The 15,329-nt window shown below is 64.7% G+C and carries 14 protein-coding genes; 10 read left to right on the top strand and 4 right to left on the bottom strand.

All coding sequences use genetic code 11. The features are described from left to right. Window positions 1–36: 36 nt before the first annotated feature. The 3 genes from M1B35_RS06750 to M1B35_RS06740 all read left to right on the top strand — a co-directional run bounded on the left by M1B35_RS06750 (window position 37) and on the right by M1B35_RS06740 (window position 3,287). Entirely contained in the window at window positions 37–1,074 is a 1,038-nt protein-coding gene (locus tag M1B35_RS06750) for a hypothetical protein (protein ID WP_268261558.1), read from the top strand. Window positions 1,075–1,123: 49 nt separating this feature from the next. After that, entirely contained in the window at window positions 1,124–2,170 is a 1,047-nt protein-coding gene (locus M1B35_RS06745) for a hypothetical protein (protein WP_268261557.1), read from the top strand. 67 nt (window positions 2,171–2,237) lie between these two features. Continuing rightward, window positions 2,238–3,287, top strand: a complete 1,050-nt coding sequence (locus M1B35_RS06740; RefSeq protein ID WP_268261556.1) for a hypothetical protein — start codon at window positions 2,238–2,240, stop codon at window positions 3,285–3,287. A gap of 652 nt (window positions 3,288–3,939) precedes the next feature. Here M1B35_RS06740 and dsbG read toward each other — a convergent pair. Genes dsbG through dsbD form a run of 3 tightly spaced genes read right to left on the bottom strand, consistent with a single transcriptional unit; the run spans window position 3,940 to window position 7,282 of the window. Further along, window positions 3,940–4,707 carry a thiol:disulfide interchange protein DsbG gene (gene dsbG, locus M1B35_RS06735; protein ID WP_123328168.1) on the bottom strand — a complete coding sequence of 256 codons (768 nt, stop codon included), beginning with the start codon at window positions 4,705–4,707 and terminating at the stop codon, window positions 3,940–3,942. Continuing rightward, on the bottom strand, window positions 4,683–5,546 hold the full coding sequence (locus M1B35_RS06730; RefSeq protein ID WP_268261555.1) for a TlpA disulfide reductase family protein: 864 nt from the start codon (window positions 5,544–5,546) through the stop codon (window positions 4,683–4,685). Before M1B35_RS06730 ends, dsbG begins: the two co-directional genes overlap by 25 nt. After that, the gene (gene dsbD, locus M1B35_RS06725) at window positions 5,546–7,282 is read right to left on the bottom strand and encodes a protein-disulfide reductase DsbD (RefSeq protein ID WP_268261554.1); all 1,737 of its coding nucleotides are present in this window, start codon (window positions 7,280–7,282) and stop codon (window positions 5,546–5,548) included. Before dsbD ends, M1B35_RS06730 begins: the two co-directional genes overlap by 1 nt. Window positions 7,283–7,435: 153 nt before the next feature. On the opposite strand from dsbD, the gene M1B35_RS06720 reads away from it, so the two are divergent. The 4 genes from M1B35_RS06720 (at window position 7,436) to M1B35_RS06705 (ending at window position 11,422) form a co-directional block, all read left to right on the top strand. Next, window positions 7,436–8,113: a response regulator gene (locus M1B35_RS06720; RefSeq protein WP_123328165.1), complete on the top strand. Its 678-nt coding sequence runs from the start codon at window positions 7,436–7,438 to the stop codon at window positions 8,111–8,113. Continuing rightward, a complete protein-coding gene (locus tag M1B35_RS06715; RefSeq protein ID WP_341870140.1) occupies window positions 8,114–9,439 on the top strand; it encodes an ATP-binding protein in 1,326 nt (441 codons plus the stop codon). It abuts the gene before it with no gap. 264 nt (window positions 9,440–9,703) lie between these two features. Continuing rightward, window positions 9,704–11,116 carry an aspartate aminotransferase family protein gene (locus M1B35_RS06710; protein ID WP_268261552.1) on the top strand — a complete coding sequence of 471 codons (1,413 nt, stop codon included), beginning with the start codon at window positions 9,704–9,706 and terminating at the stop codon, window positions 11,114–11,116. A gap of 81 nt (window positions 11,117–11,197) precedes the next feature. Continuing rightward, window positions 11,198–11,422: an MbtH family protein gene (locus tag M1B35_RS06705; protein WP_123328163.1), complete on the top strand. Its 225-nt coding sequence runs from the start codon at window positions 11,198–11,200 to the stop codon at window positions 11,420–11,422. Between the two features lie 66 nt (window positions 11,423–11,488). Here M1B35_RS06705 and M1B35_RS06700 read toward each other — a convergent pair whose 3' ends face one another. Continuing rightward, the gene (locus M1B35_RS06700) at window positions 11,489–12,316 is read right to left on the bottom strand and encodes a class I SAM-dependent methyltransferase (protein WP_268261551.1); all 828 of its coding nucleotides are present in this window, start codon (window positions 12,314–12,316) and stop codon (window positions 11,489–11,491) included. 242 nt (window positions 12,317–12,558) lie between these two features. Here M1B35_RS06700 and M1B35_RS06695 point away from each other — a divergent pair, with 242 nt between their 5' ends. The 3 genes from M1B35_RS06695 to M1B35_RS06685 all read left to right on the top strand — a co-directional run bounded on the left by M1B35_RS06695 (window position 12,559) and on the right by M1B35_RS06685 (window position 15,300). Next, window positions 12,559–13,782: an SfnB family sulfur acquisition oxidoreductase gene (locus tag M1B35_RS06695; RefSeq protein WP_123328152.1), complete on the top strand. Its 1,224-nt coding sequence runs from the start codon at window positions 12,559–12,561 to the stop codon at window positions 13,780–13,782. Window positions 13,783–13,785: 3 nt separating this feature from the next. Then, entirely contained in the window at window positions 13,786–14,451 is a 666-nt protein-coding gene (locus M1B35_RS06690) for a methionine ABC transporter permease (RefSeq protein ID WP_268261550.1), read from the top strand. A gap of 78 nt (window positions 14,452–14,529) precedes the next feature. Further along, window positions 14,530–15,300, top strand: coding sequence for a MetQ/NlpA family ABC transporter substrate-binding protein (locus M1B35_RS06685; RefSeq protein ID WP_123328150.1), 771 nt, complete (start codon window positions 14,530–14,532; stop codon window positions 15,298–15,300). The last annotated feature ends 29 nt before the right edge of the window (window positions 15,301–15,329 follow it).

The raw sequence follows: 15,329 nt of genomic DNA, 5'->3' as shown, positions 1-15,329 counted from the left end.
CCTGAGCCGGGCGTTTTCATTCAAGGGTCAGGGACGATGGCAGAACAACTGTATTGGCGTGATATCGAAGATTCCCAGGGGCGCTGGAGCGGCCTGGGCGTCGAGGTCGAACGCCCTCCGGCGGGCCGGCCGGTGTTGCACCTGCGCAGCGGCAGCAATGCCCGTTTCAAGCTGATGCACGACGACACCCCGCTGTTCTGGGCCACCCTGGCGACCGACCACGGCGGTGTCTGGCTGGTGCGCAACCCGGCGCCGGATGCGCCTGATTGCCGATTGATCGTGCCCATCGACTCACCCACTGTCGAACAGCACGCGCAGTTGGCACCTGAGTTGCGGATCAAGGCCTGGAGCCGTTATTTCGTTGCTCGCCTCGGCGAAGGCAACGCGCACTTTCTTACCCCCGGGCATTGGTTGGCCCAGGGCTTGCTGCCGGACGCGAGCGCACCCCCTCTCAGTCTGGACGGCTGGCGCTTTACCTCCGTCGTGGACCCCCTGAGCCCGTTGCCCCGTTGGTATCTGTACGGCGAAGACTTCCTCGACAACCTGCAACCCCAGACCCTGGAGTGGATCGACTGGTGGCACGGCGGCGGCAAGCTGGTCGGCCTGCACCCCGTCGACCCCCTGGCCGGACGCCTGAAGTGGTGGCGCAAGAAAGCCCGGGAAGGCAGCCTGCCGCCGATCCTGTTGTGGTACGTCGGCGGCCTGGCGTCCTACGTGGTCATCGATGGTCATTACCGCCTGCAAGCGGCGATTGCCGAGAACATTCCCCCGGCCTTTATTGTCCTCAGCGCCACCCAGCTACGAGAAGTCACCCCGTGCCCCGAGCACCAGCAACGGGTGCTGGATTCGTTGAGCAAGCGTGGCGACGCCGTGCCGCGCAACAAACTCATCAGCACCGAAACCCTGAACCGGGTACTGATCCAGGCCTTCGACAACCGCCCGGAGTACCGCAGCGCCACTTACGCCTGGGCCAGCACGGATTCGGAACCGCAGTGGTGCGAAGAAGTACGGCGCTGCCTGACCCAGCAGGGGCTGGACGATCAGGTGGAGGCGGTGATTGCTCGCCATGGGTAAGCAGACGAGTCCGCCCGCCGTCAGGGCCGCACAGCATCAAGGACGACCTATGCAGTCGCTTCACTGGCACGACCTCAAAGACCTGCAAGGCCAGTGGGCCGGCCTGGGGTTTCAGGTCGAGGGCGCCGTGGCCAGGCCGGCCTTGCATGTGCAGGCGTACAGCAACGGGCGGATCAGGTTGATGCTGGGATCAAGCCCACTATTCTGGGCCACCCTGGCGCGCAACTGCAGCGGTTGGTGGCTGGTCAAAAACCCCAATGGCTGGGAGCAGGGCAGGTTGTTGCCGGGCCTTAATGCGGCCGATGTGCAACGCCATGCTCAGTTGGCCCCCGAACAGCGGCTCCAGGCCTGGAGCCGCTTCTTTGTGCGCCAGCTCAGCGAACACCTCGGCGATTTTTTCTACCCGGGGTTTTGGCTGGCCCGCGCCTTGCGCCCCGTGGGCTCAAACCGCCAAGTGATCGAGCGCAATGGGCTGTCGGCCTGGTCTTTCAGGCCCATCCTTGATGCCCACCACCACCTTCCGGGCTACGGCCTGGACGGCGCGAATTTTCTCGACACCCAGCAACCCGGCAGCGTGCAGTGGCTGAACTGGGTGCCCAGTGGCCTGAAACTGATCACCTTGCACCCGGTGGACCCTGTTGCCGGGCGTTTGAAATGGTGGCGCAAGACCGCGCGTGAGGGCTGCTTGCCGCCGATCCTGTTGTGGTTCGTCGCCAGCCTGGATTCCTATGTGGTCATCGACGGCCATTACCGTTTGCAGGCCGCCATCGACGAGAACCTGCCGCCATCTTTTATCGTCCTCAGCGCCACCCAGGTGGACCCCATCAGCCCTTGCCCCGAACACCAGCAGCGGGTGCTGGATTCATTGCTCAAACGGGGCGACGCCCCTGCACGTAATCGCCTGACCTACATCGAAAGCGTTAACGATGCGCTGATCCAGGCCTTCGACGACCGGCCTGAATACAATTGCGTCACCCATGCCTGGGCCAGCACGGATTCGGAACCGCAGTGGTGCGAAGACGTACGGCGCTGCCTCACCGAGCAGGGGCTGGGCGATCAGGCAGAGTCGGTGATTGGCCGCCAGCACCCGCTGTAGAAGGCGGCGATAAGGCGTTATAGTCGCGCCCGTTTACCGCAGGGCAGCTTAGGCATTAGGGACGATCGTGGAACAGATTTTTTGGCGAGACATCGAGGATTTGGCTGGGCACTGGCAAGGCCTGGGGGTGGACGTGAAGCGCCCGGCCAGCGGCAAGCCGGCCTTGCGCCTGCTCAGTGGCAACAACCGACGCATGCAACTGGTTTTGGGCGAGCACACCCTGCTCTGGGGCACCATGTCCCGCTGCCTTTACGGCGTGTGGCTGGTGCGCAATGACCTGCTGGAACAACTGCCGAAAACCCTGGTGGACCCCATCGACTCGCCCCTGGTGGAACAGCAGGCCCGCCTTGACCCGGCTCTGCGCCTCAAGGCCTGGAGCCGCTTCTTCGTCGAGCAATTGCTGCGGCACCAGCCGGACTTCTTTTACCCAGGCTACTGGCTGGTGCGGGCCCTGCGCCCGGAATCCCTCAAGCCGATGCGGCCACTGCTGGAGGGCATCGACGCCTGGTACTTCAAGGGTGGCGAAGACGCCCTGAGCCATATGCCGCAGTGGTCGCTCCGCGGTCACACGATCCTCGACAATCAGCAGTCCGGCGCGGCGCGTTGGGTCGAGTTGGGGGAGCAAGGGGGCGCGGTGGTCGGCCTGCATGGTGTGGACCCCCAGGCCGGGCGGCTGAAGTGGTGGCGCAAAAAAGCCCGCGAAGGCACCTTGCCGCCCGTGCTGCTGTGGTACGTCAGCGGCCTGAATACCTACCTGATCCTCGACGGTCATTACCGTTTGCAGGCGGCCATTGATGAAAACCTGCCACCGGAGTTCTTGGTGCTGGGCTCGCCGCGCCTCACCCGTTATCGCCCCAACCCGCAGGAGCAGCAGAAGGTGATGGGTGCCCTGCAGGTGCAGATCCAACGCAAAAAACTCGAGACCGGGCGCCTCAACCAATTGCTGATCAGCACCTTTGACGACCGGCCTTACCACGGTTTTGGCAGCCAGTCCTGGGCGGGGATCGCGTCGGAACAGGTGTGGATCGATCAGGTCAGCGGCCTTCTTGAAGCGCGGGCCGACACCTGTGAGCTGGAAAACATCCTGGCCCGCGAAGGGCCCAACGAATACTACTGATGAGCCTGTCTGGCCCTGTGTCCCGGCGTTTAAGGCTGTCTGAAACGGCGCTTGTTCGCTTTCTTTTGTAGCGTTTTTTCGAGGAACTGCGGACCGCTTGAGTGCGCCTCAAGGTCGGGCGAGTGTATTGGAGCCATCGCTCAAACGATGGCTCGGAAGTGCAAGTCCGGTCATGTCGGCGCACCGTTGTCATAAACAGTCCTGGGTTTTTCTGTCCGTTGTTTCTGCAGCGCGACGACTCAAACACACCCCCGTCGTAGGCGCGGGCTTGCCAGCGGAGGCCCTCAAGCCAGGCGCCAACCTGATGGACGCGATCGCCGGCAAGCCGGCTCCTACCCAGGGGCGTGCGTGGAGCTGAAGGCGTTCTGCTCATGTAGGAGCTGGCTTGCCAGCGATAGGGCCCTCAAGCCAGGCGCCAACCGGATGGACGCCATCGCCGGCAAGCCGGCTCCTACCGAGGGGCGTGCGTGGAGCTGAAGCGTTTTGCTCATGTAGGAGCTGCCTTACCAGCGATAGCCCTCAAGCCGGCCTGATAAGCGCCATCGCCAGCAAGCCGCTCCTACCGAGGGCGTGCGTGGGCCTAAGGCGTTCTGCTCTTGTAGGAGCTGGCTTGCCAGCGATAGGGTCCTCAAGCCAAGCAACTTTTCGCGGTTTATCTCGGGCCGAGGATCTGCGTCAATTTGTCTGGCGAGGGGGCGCCTTGCTGTTGTTGCAGCTCACCTTTGCTGTCCAAGTAGAAGATCGCCGGGGTGGCCGACAGCTCCAGCTCTTGCATCAGCTTCAGATTGGCGTCGAGCTTGGCCTGGACGTCCGCGGGGATCTTGGCCAGGGCTTTCAGCGAACTGGCCTTGCCGGCTTTTTCGTGATCGGCCAGGGCCTTTTTTGGGTCCTTGGCGGCGAGCAGGGCGGCGGATTTGCCCGGGCTGTCTTCGCGGATGATGCCCACCATGATGTGTCGCAACTGCACCTTGCCGGCGTTGACCCAGGGCCGCGCCTGTTCCCAGAACATGTTGCAGTACGGGCAGTTGGGGTCGCTGAACAGGTAGACGATGCGCGGGGCATCGTCTTTGCCGTCGGCGATCCAGCTGCTGTTTTCCATCTTGCCCCAGACTTCTTTGGCCATCGGCGCATAGACCAGTTTCTGCAGCGGCTCGGCGCTCAGGTCCTTGCCGTTGGCGTCGTACAAGTTGCCCAGCAGCACGTGCTGGCCATCGGCGGTCAGGTACAGGGTCATGCCGCGGTTCTGGTACTGGGCGGCGTAGCCCTTGAGGCCGGCCGGGGCGTCGAAGCGGCCGATGATCTTGGCCCCCTTGGCTTCGATCTGGCGGATCGGCGCCGGCAGTTCCTCGGCCTGAGCCAGGGGCACCTGCAGCAGGGCGGCGCCCAGGGACAGGCTCAGCAGGTGGCGGATGACAGGCATGGCGATTTCCTTGTGGGGGTGGGCGCGCTGGGATTGACCGGGCCGAAACTTTCCAGGGCCCGGGCCAGGCTGGCTTCGGACAACTCGCCCAGGTGGCTGCCCAGCAATCGGCCATCAGCGCTGTAGAACAGGGTGGTGGGCAAGGCCATGGAGCCCACGGCTTTGCCCAGGCGACCGCTGCCGTCGAACAGCACGTTGCTCAGGGTCAGGTCCTGGGTGGCCAGGTAGGTGCTGACGCTCTGCATGCTTTCCGCCTGGTTGACGAACAGGAAGGTCAGGTCCGGGCGTTGCTGCTGGGCCTTTTCCAGCACCGGCATTTCCCGTCGGCACGGTGGGCACCAGGTGGCCCACAGGTTGATCACCAGTGGCCCGCCCTGGTAGTCGGTGAGTTGCACGGTGTCGCCATTGGTGGTGCGCAGGGCCACGTCCGGCAGGCGCGAGCCTTGTTCATAGAGGTTCAGGGACAGGCTGGCCAGCAGCCAGAACGCCAGGCCGCTGACCACCCCGGCGGCCAGGGGCCGGCGCAGGGCCGAGCGGCGCCAGCCCCAGGCCAGCGCCGCGACCAGCATGAACAAGACCCCGGGCCAGGCCAGGAAACCGCCGTCCCGCAGGTCGACGATCTGCCACAGGTCGTCGCGGTAATGCTTCCAGTACACCAGCACAAAGCTCACGCGCGCGGCGAGCATGCCCAGCAGGAACAGGCTGAACAGCGCCGACTCGGGGTTATCGCCGCCGCGTTTGGCCACACGCCAGCCCACCAGGGTGGCCAGGGCCAGGGCACTGATCAGCAGCAGGTGGTTGAGGGCAATGGCGAAGGTGCCGATGGTAAAGGTCAGCATCAACGAGCTTCCCGGGTCAGGGTCCAGTGTTGGAGGAACTCAGCTGCGCCTACCTCGCCGGTAATCCGCTGGCTGCGTCGTTCTGCGCCGTCCGGGCCGATCCACAGCAGGCTCGGCGGCCCCGGCACTTTATACCGGTTGAGCAGCTCGCGGCTGTCGGCGTTGTCCGTGGTCACGTCCAGGCGCAGCAGGCGCACACCTTGCAACGCGTCGCGGACCTGGGGTTGGGCGAACACGGTTTTTTCCATGACCTTGCACGACACACACCAGTCGGCGTAGTAGTCCAGCAACACCCACTGGCCCTGGGCCTGGGCGTCGTCCAGGGCCCTTTGCAGGGCAACGGGGTCTTTGAAGGTGGTGAAGTCGGCATGCAGCGCCGGGGCTTCGAGGCGCTGGCCGCTGTACACCTTCAACGGCTGCCACAGGTTGTCGCTGCCACCGGCGGCGCCCATCACCAGCAGGCTGCCCCACAGGCCAAGCAGCCAGGCCCCGGCGCCGATCAGGTGCATGGCGCGGCCCGCAGTCGCCCGGTGCTGCCAGGCGGCATAGGCCAGGACCAGGGCCAGGGCACCCCACAGGCCGATCCACAATGGGTCCGCCAGCACCTGGCGCAGCATGTAGATGGCGGTGCCCAGGAACAGGAAGCCGAACAGCCCCTTGAGCAGGTTCATCCAGGGGCCGGGCTTGGGCAGGAAGCGGTTGCCCACGGTCACCAGCAACAGCAACGGCAGGCCGATGCCCAGGCCCATGACCAACAGGATCAGCCCGCCGTGCAGGGCATTGCCGCTTTGTGCGATGTACAGCAGGGCGCCGGCCAGGGGCGCGGTCATGCATGGGCCCACCAGCAGGCCCGACAGGGCGCCCAACACTCCCGCGCCAATCAGGCTGCCACCCTGGCGCTGGCGGCTGGCGTTTTCCAGGCGGTCACGCAGGGCCGCCGGCAATTGCAGCTCGAAGACGCCGAACATCGGCAGGGCCAGCAGCACGAACAGCCCGGCGAAGCTGCCCAGCACCCAGGGCTGTTGCAACACCGCCTGCAGGTTGGCGCCGAGCAGGGCCGCCAGCACCCCCATGGCCGCGTAGACCAGGGCCATGCACAGCACGTAGCTGCCGGCCAGGGCCAAACCGCGTCGCGGGCCGGCGCCGCTGCCCACCACCAGGCCGGCGAGGATCGGCAGCATCGGCAACGAACACGGAGCAAAAGCCAGCAACAGGCCCAGGCCGAAGAACAGCAACAGGTTCCAGCCCAGGCTGCGCTGTTGCAGGCCGCTGGCCAGGGCCTGGTCACTGGCCTGGGCAGCGCTTGGTACGGCGCTGGTGGCCGGGTTGCTGCCGAGGTCGACTTCCAGGGTTTGCGGCGGGTAACACAGGCCGGCGTCGGCGCAGCCCTGCCAACCCAGTTTGAGGGTGCCGCTGGCGTTGGCCGGGAGCTTGAGCTCCAGGCCCTGGCGATAGACCTGCTGGTCGCCAAAGTATTCGTCGCTGTGGGCCTCGCCTTCAGGCAGGGCGGGCTTTTGCGCCTCGGGCAGGCCATCGAATTTCAGGCGCTTCTGGTAGAGGTAGTAACCGTCGGCGATTTGCCAATAGAGCTGGGTTTCCCCCGAGTCCAGTCGCTGGGAGGTGAAGACAAAGGCTTTGCCCACGGGCAGGAATTCAGCCTTGACCTCGAACGGGTTGGCCCCCGCCTGAGCCAGGCTCGACAACAACATGAACAGAACAATAAACAAACGCGCCATGACCCAGCCTTAATACGCGGTAAGTGTGCAGCACAATGGCGGTCGGCGATTAACCGACGATTAAACCGCCACGCCTTGTTCCCTTGGCGGCGCGGGCATAATGTCCGCTTAATCCGCCGCCGTCTTAATCAACGCTTTTCTACGGGTCTCACCATGCACGTACTTGTCTGTGAAGATGATGAGCTGATCGCCAGTGGCATTGTCGCCGGTCTCACCGCCCAGGGCCTGACGGTGGAACATGTCGCCAGTGCGTCGGCGGCCCGCGCCATGCTAGCCGTGGCCGAGTTCGATGTCATGGTGCTGGACCTGGGCCTGCCCGATGAAGACGGCCTCAAGTTGCTCAAGCAGCAACGCCAGCACGGCCTGGAAATCCCGGTGCTGATCCTCACCGCCCGGGATTCGGTGACCGACCGGGTCGACGGTTTGCAAGCCGGGGCCGACGATTACCTGCTCAAGCCGTTTGACCTGCGCGAACTGGCGGCGCGCCTGCACACTCTGTTGCGCCGGGTCGCCGGGCGCAGCGTCAACCTGATCGAACACGGCCGCCTGACCTACGACCCGAGCACCCGGGAAACCCAGCTCGGCGGCCAGCCGGTGGACTTGTCGCGCCGCGAGCAGGCGCTGCTCCAGGCACTGTTGCACAACCGCGGTCGGGTGTTGTCCAGCGAGCAGCTCAAGGACAGCGTCTATGGCTTCAATGACGAATTGGAAAGCAATGCCCTCAACGTGCATATCCATCACCTGCGCCGCAAACTCGGCAACGGCATCGTCGAGACCGTGCGCGGCCTGGGTTATCGCCTGGGGCCGGCCGAGGGCGGGGAGGATGCTTAAGTGATGAGCCTGCGTTTGCGCCTGAGCCTGACGCTGGGCGCTGCGTTCATCCTGATCTGGGCCCTGGCGGCGGCCTGGATGCTCAGCGATCTGCGCAACCAGATGATGTTCTCCCTCGACCAGCGCCTGGTGGCGTCGGCGCGCATGGTCGCCGGCTTGCTGGAGCAGTTGCCGGCGCTGCCGAGCAAAGGCGAGGGCACGCACTTCAGTTCCGAACAGTTGAATATCCCCGGGGGCATGGCCTGCCAGGTCAGTTCCCTGCGCGGTGAGATCCTCGCCCGCAGCCACAGCACGCCGGACGAAAAACTCGAAGCCGAGAAGATGGGCTTCCACGACCAGATGATCGACGGCGCGCCCTGGCGCACTTTCACCCTGGCCCGGGGCGATTTGCGCATCACCACGGCCGATCGCCAAGTGGAGCGCGAGGCCCTGAACCTGTCGGTGTTGCTGGCGGCCTCGGTGCCGGTTGGCGTGGCCTTGCTCGGTTGCCTGTGGCTGTTGTGGCTGGGCATCGGGCAAAGCCTGATGCCGCTCAACCGCATGCGTGACGCGCTGATGCGGCGCAACGCCGACTCCCTAGAGCCGTTGCAGATTCATCCGTTGCCCAGTGAACTGCGGCCGCTGCTGGAAACCCAGAACCAATTGTTCCAGCGCATCGGCAAGACCATCGAGCGTGAACGGCGCCTGACCGGCGATGCGGCCCATGAACTGCGCAGCCCGCTGACGGCAATCAAAACCCACTTGCAGGTGGCGCGCATGACCGAAGGCGCGGCCCGGGACCAATCCCTGGCCCGCGCCGAAGAGGGCGCCGACCGCATGCACCGGACCCTGGAGCAATTGCTGCTGCTGGCCCGAGTGGAAGGCAGCCTGTCGTTTGATGACGGTGTGCAGTGCAGCGCCGAGCAAGTGGCGCGCCTGGCGATCCAGGATGCTGCCGCAGGCGCGCGCCAGCGGGTCAAGTTGCACCTGGGGGAGAAGGCGGGCGACGCGTCAGTGGACATGCCCTCGACCCTGGCCATTGCCGCCTTGCGCAACCTGCTGGACAACGCCCTGCGGCACACGCCGGAGGACTGCCCGGTGGAGTTGAACCTGGAGATCATCGCCGGTCGCCTGCGGTTCCAGGTGCGTGACCATGGCGCGGGGATTCCCCCGGAAGACTTGCAGCACCTGACCCAGCGCTTTTGGCGGGACAGCCAGAGCAGCGGCTGCGGCCTCGGCTTGGCGATTGTCCAGGCCATCGTCCAGCGCTGCGATTGCGACCTGCATTTCGACAGCCGCCCCGATGGCCTGCGTGTTGAACTGACGCTGCCAGCCCACCGCGCCTAAGCCCCACGCACTCAAATCCCCCTTGCCAGCGATAAGGCCCCCAGGACCGCCATCGCCGGCCAACCGGGCGCCTGTAAAGGGCGCTGTTGCCGGCAGGGGGGACGCTGCCTGATTGGCCTTTGTGCAATTTTGCGACCTGAGGGTGTAAATCCTGACTGCGCTGATGCGTTTCCAGAACAGGAAAACCTGTCAGTGCGCACCCTGCTTCGGCTGCGCATCCGGCCGGTGGCCGTTTTGCTCAATTGCAGCGTGAGGGTTCGCGAGATGTCAGCCGTTACCAGCCTTATCCAAGACCCGGTCGTGGGCCTTAGCCCCGCACCGGCGGAAACCCTGTATCAGTTCACCGAGTCGCCTCTGCTGGCCCGCCAGAACCGCCAGGAGTCCAATGCCCGCAGCTACCCGCGGCGCATTCCCCTGGCCCTCAAACGGGCGCGCGGGATTCACGTCGAAGACGTTGAAGGCCGACGTTTTATCGACTGCCTGGCCGGTGCCGGCACCCTGGCCCTGGGGCATAACCACCCGGTGGTGATCGCGGCGATCCAGCAAGTGCTGGCCGACGAGCTACCGCTGCTGACCCTGGACCTGACCACCCCGGTCAAGGACCAGTTCGTCCAGGACCTGTTCGGCCTGTTGCCCGCTGAGCTGGCGGCCGAGGCCAAGATCCAGTTCTGCGGCCCCACCGGCACCGACGCCGTGGAAGCCGCGCTGAAGCTGGTGCGCACCGCCACTGGCCGCAGCACGGTGTTGTCATTCCAGGGCGGCTACCACGGCATGAGCCAGGGCGCCCTGAGCCTGATGGGCAACCTGGGGGCCAAGCGGCCGATCGCCGGTTTGCTGAGCAATGGGGTGCAGTTCCTGCCGTACCCGTACGACTACCGCTGCCCCTTCGGGCTCGGCGGCGCGGAAGGGGTCAAGGTCAACCTGCATTACCTGGAAAACCTGCTCAAGGACCCGGAAGCCGGCGTGCAGTTGCCAGCGGCGGTGATCGTCGAGGCGGTGCAGGGCGAAGGCGGAGTGATCCCGGCGGACTTGGACTGGCTGCGCGGGCTGCGGCGGATTACCGAGGAGGCCGGGGTGGCCTTGATTCTCGACGAGATCCAGAGTGGTTTCGGCCGCACCGGCAAGATGTTCGCCTTTGAGCACGCGGGGATCATTCCCGATGTGGTGGTGATGTCCAAGGCCATTGGTGGCAGCCTGCCGATGGCGGTGATGGTCTACCGCGACTGGCTCGATACCTGGCTGCCCGGCGCCCACGCCGGCACCTTCCGCGGCAATCAGATGGCCATGGCCACTGGTTCTGCGGTGATGCGCTACCTCAAGGAACAGCGCCTGCCCGAGCACGCGGCCGCCATGGGTGACCGCCTGCGCGAGCACTTGCTGATCCTGCAGCGCGATTACCCGCAGTTGGGGGATATCCGGGGGCGCGGGCTGATGCTCGGCGTCGAGCTGGTGGACCCGAGCGGCGCCCTGGATGCCCAGGGCCATCCGCCGTATTTCAGCAAACTGGCGCCTGTGGTGCAGCGCGAGTGCCTCAAGCGCGGCCTGATCCTTGAACTGGGTGGGCGCCACGGCAGCGTGGTGCGCTTCCTGCCGCCGTTGGTGATCAGCGCCGCCGAAATCGATCAGGTGGCGGAGATCTTCAGCAAGGCCGTGGCCGCCGCCGTGGCCAGCCTGTAAATTTTTGCCGGGCTGATCCGTTCCTTCTACACAAGCGCTGTGCCGTGGGCGCAGGCAACCCTATAGCGATGGAGACAAGCAATGACTTCAGTATTTGACCGCGAGGACATCCTCTTTCAGGTAGTGGTCAACCACGAGGAGCAGTATTCGATCTGGCCGGATTACAAGGCTGTGCCGGAAGGCTGGCGCACCGTGGGCAAGAGCGGCCTGAAAAAGGAATGCCTGGCCTACATCGAAGAAGTCTGGACCGACATGCGGCCCCTGAGCCTGCGGCAGAAGATGGACCAGCAGGCCGCCGCCAACTGAGTCGTCGAGCCCATGAAAAAGCCCGCCGCACCCTGAGGTGCCGCGGGCTTTTTTGTCACCGGGGTTTCAGCCCTTGGGTTTGCAGGCCTGCAACGTGTAGCTCAAGGGCAAGCGCCACTGCGCGTCCTTGAGGTGCCATTCCTCCTGCTCGTCGCAGACCATCTGCCCAGGCAGCGCCTCCCACGGAATGCTCTGGTGCTCCACCAGCCCGGTGATCTGCAGGCCGTGCTTGAGCAGCGCACTGATGACTTCACCCAGGCCGTGGTTCCACTCATAGCTCTGGGTCGCCTTGAGTCGCACCGAGGTTTCGACGTAGGTGCTGTCATCGTCCCAGCTCATGGGCTGGGGCTGTTCGAAGTAGGGCCGGTCCACCACCAAAGCGTCGTGACGGTCTTCATTGATGCTCATCATCATCGGATGGCCGTCGCGCAGGAACAGCCGGCCGCCGGGCTTGAGCAGGGTGCTGACGTTGTGCGCCCAGCGGTCGATGCTGGGCAGCCAGCACAAGGCGCCGATGCCGGTGTAGACCAGGTCGAAACTGCCGGCCGGCAAGGCCTCGGCGGCGGCATAGACATCGGATTCGACATAGTCGATCGACGTGCCGCAGCGCTCGGCCAGGTGCCGCGCCTCGACCAGGGATGCTGCGGAGAAATCCAGCCCGCTCATCTGCGCGCCCAGGCGGGCCAGGGACAGGGTGTCGGTGCCGATATGGCATTGCAGATGCAATGCCCGCAGCCCACGGATATCCCCCAGCAGGGGCAAGTCAAAACGCACCACGCAGGACAGGTGATGGGGGTCATCGATATAGCGCTGGAACGCGTATTCCTTGGACGCCGCGTGCAACGGCGCGCGCTCGTCCCAGTTGGCTTGATTGAGCTTGAGGTAGTCGCTCATGGGGGTTGGCTTCCTGTCGGTCCTTGAGGGCAAGCGGCAGGTTAGCATTCAGGCGTGGCCGCTGTTGGCTCAGAAGCAGCCAGGCACTGTTCACCCAGCAACAGTGATCCAGCATTTTGCCTGCCCAGCCCGGGCATCGGGGGGGGCAGGAAGGCGCGAGGCCTTGTAAAGGCGTGGGCAGGGGAGTCGGCACAGAAGCTGCAATTACTGGGATTGCCCCTTTATTCGCCCGAGAGCGTTGTATGCCTGCCTTGCCTGAATCTGCCGCCTACCCTATCCATGTCCCCGCTGCCCATGTCATTCGCGATGCGGCCGAAGCCATTGCCGTGGCTGAGCGGGTGGCCGCTGTACTGCTGGAGCAGGACGCCGAGCGTGACCGTACGCGCGAGGTGCCGGCGGCGATTGTGGATTTGTATTCCAACAGTGGCTTGTGGGGTATCAGCGTGCCCCGCGAGTTCGGTGGGGCGCAGGTGTCCTACGCGGTGCTGGCCCGGGTGATTGCGATCATTTCGGCGGCCGATCCGTCCCTGGGGCAGATCCCGCAGAACCACTACTGCTTGCTGGAGGACATCCGCCTGCAAGGCAGCGCTCAGCAGCAGGCGCATTTCTTTGGCCTGGCCCTGCAAGGCCATCGGTTTGCCAATGCCTTGTCGGAGACCGGGGGCAAGACCGTGCAAGATATCCAGGCCAGCATCCGTCCCTTCGGCGAGGGGTATGTGGTCAACGGGCGCAAGGGTTACTGCACCGGTTCGTTGTACGCCCACTGGCTGGCGGTGCTGGCCCTGGACGAGGAGCAACGCGCGCAACTGGCGTTTGTCCCGCGGGGGACGCCGGGGCTGGTGGTGATCGACGACTGGGACAGCATCGGCCAGCGCACCACCTCAAGCGGCACGGTGCTGGCGGAAAACCTCCAGGTTCCGGCGTTCAACCTGTTCCCCACTTACCGCTCCTACGAGCACCCGACCCTGGCCGGGCCCTTTGCCCAATTGACCACTGCCGCTATCGACGCCGGGATTGCCCGGGCTGCGTTGCGCGACACCATTGCGTTCGTCCAGCAGCACGCCCGGCCATGGATCGACGCCGGGGTGGACAAGGCCAGTGAGGACCCGCTGACCATCATCCAGGTCGGTGCCCTGGAGATTCGCCTGGAGGCGGCCGAAGCCTTGCTGGAAAGGGCCGGCCTGGCCCTGGATGCGGCGCGTCCGGCGCCTGATGAAGACAACGTCGCTCGGGCCTCCCTGGCGGTGGCCAAGGCCAAGGTGCTGACCACTGAAATCGCCATCGAAGCCAGCAACAAGCTGTTCGAACTGGGCGGCACCCGCTCGACCCTGAAGACGCATAATTTCGATCGCCACTGGCGCAATGCCCGGGTCCACACCCTGCATGACCCGGTGCGCTGGAAGTACCACGTGGTCGGCAACTGGCTGCTCAACGGCGTCAAGCCGCCACGTCACGACTGGTCCTGAGCCATGGCCGAGTTATTCAAGAACATCTATTGGGCCGACATCGGCCAGGCCTGTCTGGACACCCTGAGCATGCTCGGCGCGGCGCTGGCGTTTACCGTGGTGCTGGGGTTGCCCCTGGGCGTGTTGCTGTTTCTCACCGGCAAGCGCCAGTTGCACGAAGCGCTGGGCGTGTATCGGGTGCTGTCGGTGATCGTCAACATGCTGCGCTCGTTACCTTTCATCATTCTGCTGATCGTGCTGATCCCCCTGACCACCTTGCTGGTGGGCACCTCCCTCGGTGTGCCCGGGACCATCCCGCCCCTGGTGGTGGGGTGCACGCCGTTCTTCGCCCGCCTGGTGGAAACCGCCCTGCGGGAAGTGGATCGCGGGGTGGTCGAGGCGACCCAGGCCATGGGTGGCAGCACCTGGCAGATCATTCGCCACACCTTATTGCCCGAAGCCCGTGGTGGCTTGCTCGCGGCGGTCACCGTGACGGCCATTGTGCTGGTGGACTACACCGCCATGGCCGGGGTGATCGGCGGCGGGGGCTTGGGCGACCTGGCGATCCGCTACGGTTATCAACGCTTCCAGACCGATGTGATGGTGGTCACCGTGGTGCTGTTGCTGGTGCTGGTACAGGCCCTGCAGATGACCGGCGACCGTTTGGTGGCGCACTACAGCCGACGTTGACCCCCCCTTTTTTTAAACCAAACAACGGCCCCACGTGCGCCCCACGACGGTCACTTGTATCTGCCTTAGGAGCACCGCATGAAAAAGTCCCTGGCCATCCTGGCCGCCGTCTTGTCGTTGAGCGCTCACGCCAATGAAAAACTGATCGTCGGTGCCACCCCGGTGCCCCACGCGGAGATTCTTGAATTCGTCAAACCCGAGTTGGCCAAGGAAGGCGTTGACCTGGACATCAAGGTCTTCACCGACTTTATCCAGCCCAACCAGCAGTTGGCGCTGAAGAACCTGGACGCCAACTATTACCAGTACCGGCCGTTTCTCGATGACTTCAACAAGACCCGGCACACCGACCTGGTGCCGGTGGTGGGCGTGCACATCGAACCCTTCGGTGCCTACTCGACCAGGATCAAGAACATTGCCGAATTGAAGGACGGCGCCACGGTGTCTATCCCCAATGACCCGGTGAACACCGGTCGCGCCCTGGTGCTGCTGCACGAAGCCGGCCTGATCAAACTCAAAGACCCGAGCAACACCCTGGCCACCCAGCGCGATATCGCAGAGAACCCCAAGCACCTGAAAATCCGTGAGCTGGAAGGGGCCTTGCTGGCCCGTTCGGTGAGTCAGGTGGATCTGGCCTTTGTGTTTGCCAACTACGCCCTGGAAGCCGGGATCGACACCAACAGCGCGCTGATCGTGGAGAAGGGCAAGGACCTGTACATCGAATTCCTGGTGGCGCGTCCGGACAACATCAACGATCCGCGGATTCAGAAACTGGCCAAGGCGTTGAATTCCGATGCGGTGCGCCAGTTCATCCTGACCCGCTACAAAGGGCAGATTGCACCGGGCTTCTGATGGGGAAACTCAGCGCCCGGTGCTCGCCG

Source organism: Pseudomonas morbosilactucae, from assembly GCF_023241665.1.
Classification (GTDB): Bacteria; Pseudomonadota; Gammaproteobacteria; order Pseudomonadales; family Pseudomonadaceae; genus Aquipseudomonas; species Aquipseudomonas morbosilactucae.
This window is presented reverse-complemented; position numbering and strand designations above follow the sequence as displayed.

What these genes read in the sequence shown, in the direction of transcription:
- M1B35_RS06750 (WP_268261558.1), top strand. Translation starts at nt 37, where the DNA reads ATGGCAGAACAACTGTATTGGCGTGATATCGAAGATTCCCAGGGGCGC.
- M1B35_RS06745 (WP_268261557.1), top strand. Translation starts at nt 1,124, where the DNA reads ATGCAGTCGCTTCACTGGCACGACCTCAAAGACCTGCAAGGCCAGTGG.
- dsbG (WP_123328168.1), bottom strand. Translation starts at nt 4,707, where the DNA reads ATGCCTGTCATCCGCCACCTGCTGAGCCTGTCCCTGGGCGCCGCCCTG.
- M1B35_RS06730 (WP_268261555.1), bottom strand. Translation starts at nt 5,546, where the DNA reads ATGCTGACCTTTACCATCGGCACCTTCGCCATTGCCCTCAACCACCTG.
- dsbD (WP_268261554.1), bottom strand. Translation starts at nt 7,282, where the DNA reads ATGGCGCGTTTGTTTATTGTTCTGTTCATGTTGTTGTCGAGCCTGGCT.
- M1B35_RS06720 (WP_123328165.1), top strand. Translation starts at nt 7,436, where the DNA reads ATGCACGTACTTGTCTGTGAAGATGATGAGCTGATCGCCAGTGGCATT.
- M1B35_RS06710 (WP_268261552.1), top strand. Translation starts at nt 9,704, where the DNA reads ATGTCAGCCGTTACCAGCCTTATCCAAGACCCGGTCGTGGGCCTTAGC.
- M1B35_RS06705 (WP_123328163.1), top strand. Translation starts at nt 11,198, where the DNA reads ATGACTTCAGTATTTGACCGCGAGGACATCCTCTTTCAGGTAGTGGTC.
- M1B35_RS06700 (WP_268261551.1), bottom strand. Translation starts at nt 12,316, where the DNA reads ATGAGCGACTACCTCAAGCTCAATCAAGCCAACTGGGACGAGCGCGCG.
- M1B35_RS06695 (WP_123328152.1), top strand. Translation starts at nt 12,559, where the DNA reads ATGCCTGCCTTGCCTGAATCTGCCGCCTACCCTATCCATGTCCCCGCT.
- M1B35_RS06690 (WP_268261550.1), top strand. Translation starts at nt 13,786, where the DNA reads ATGGCCGAGTTATTCAAGAACATCTATTGGGCCGACATCGGCCAGGCC.
- M1B35_RS06685 (WP_123328150.1), top strand. Translation starts at nt 14,530, where the DNA reads ATGAAAAAGTCCCTGGCCATCCTGGCCGCCGTCTTGTCGTTGAGCGCT.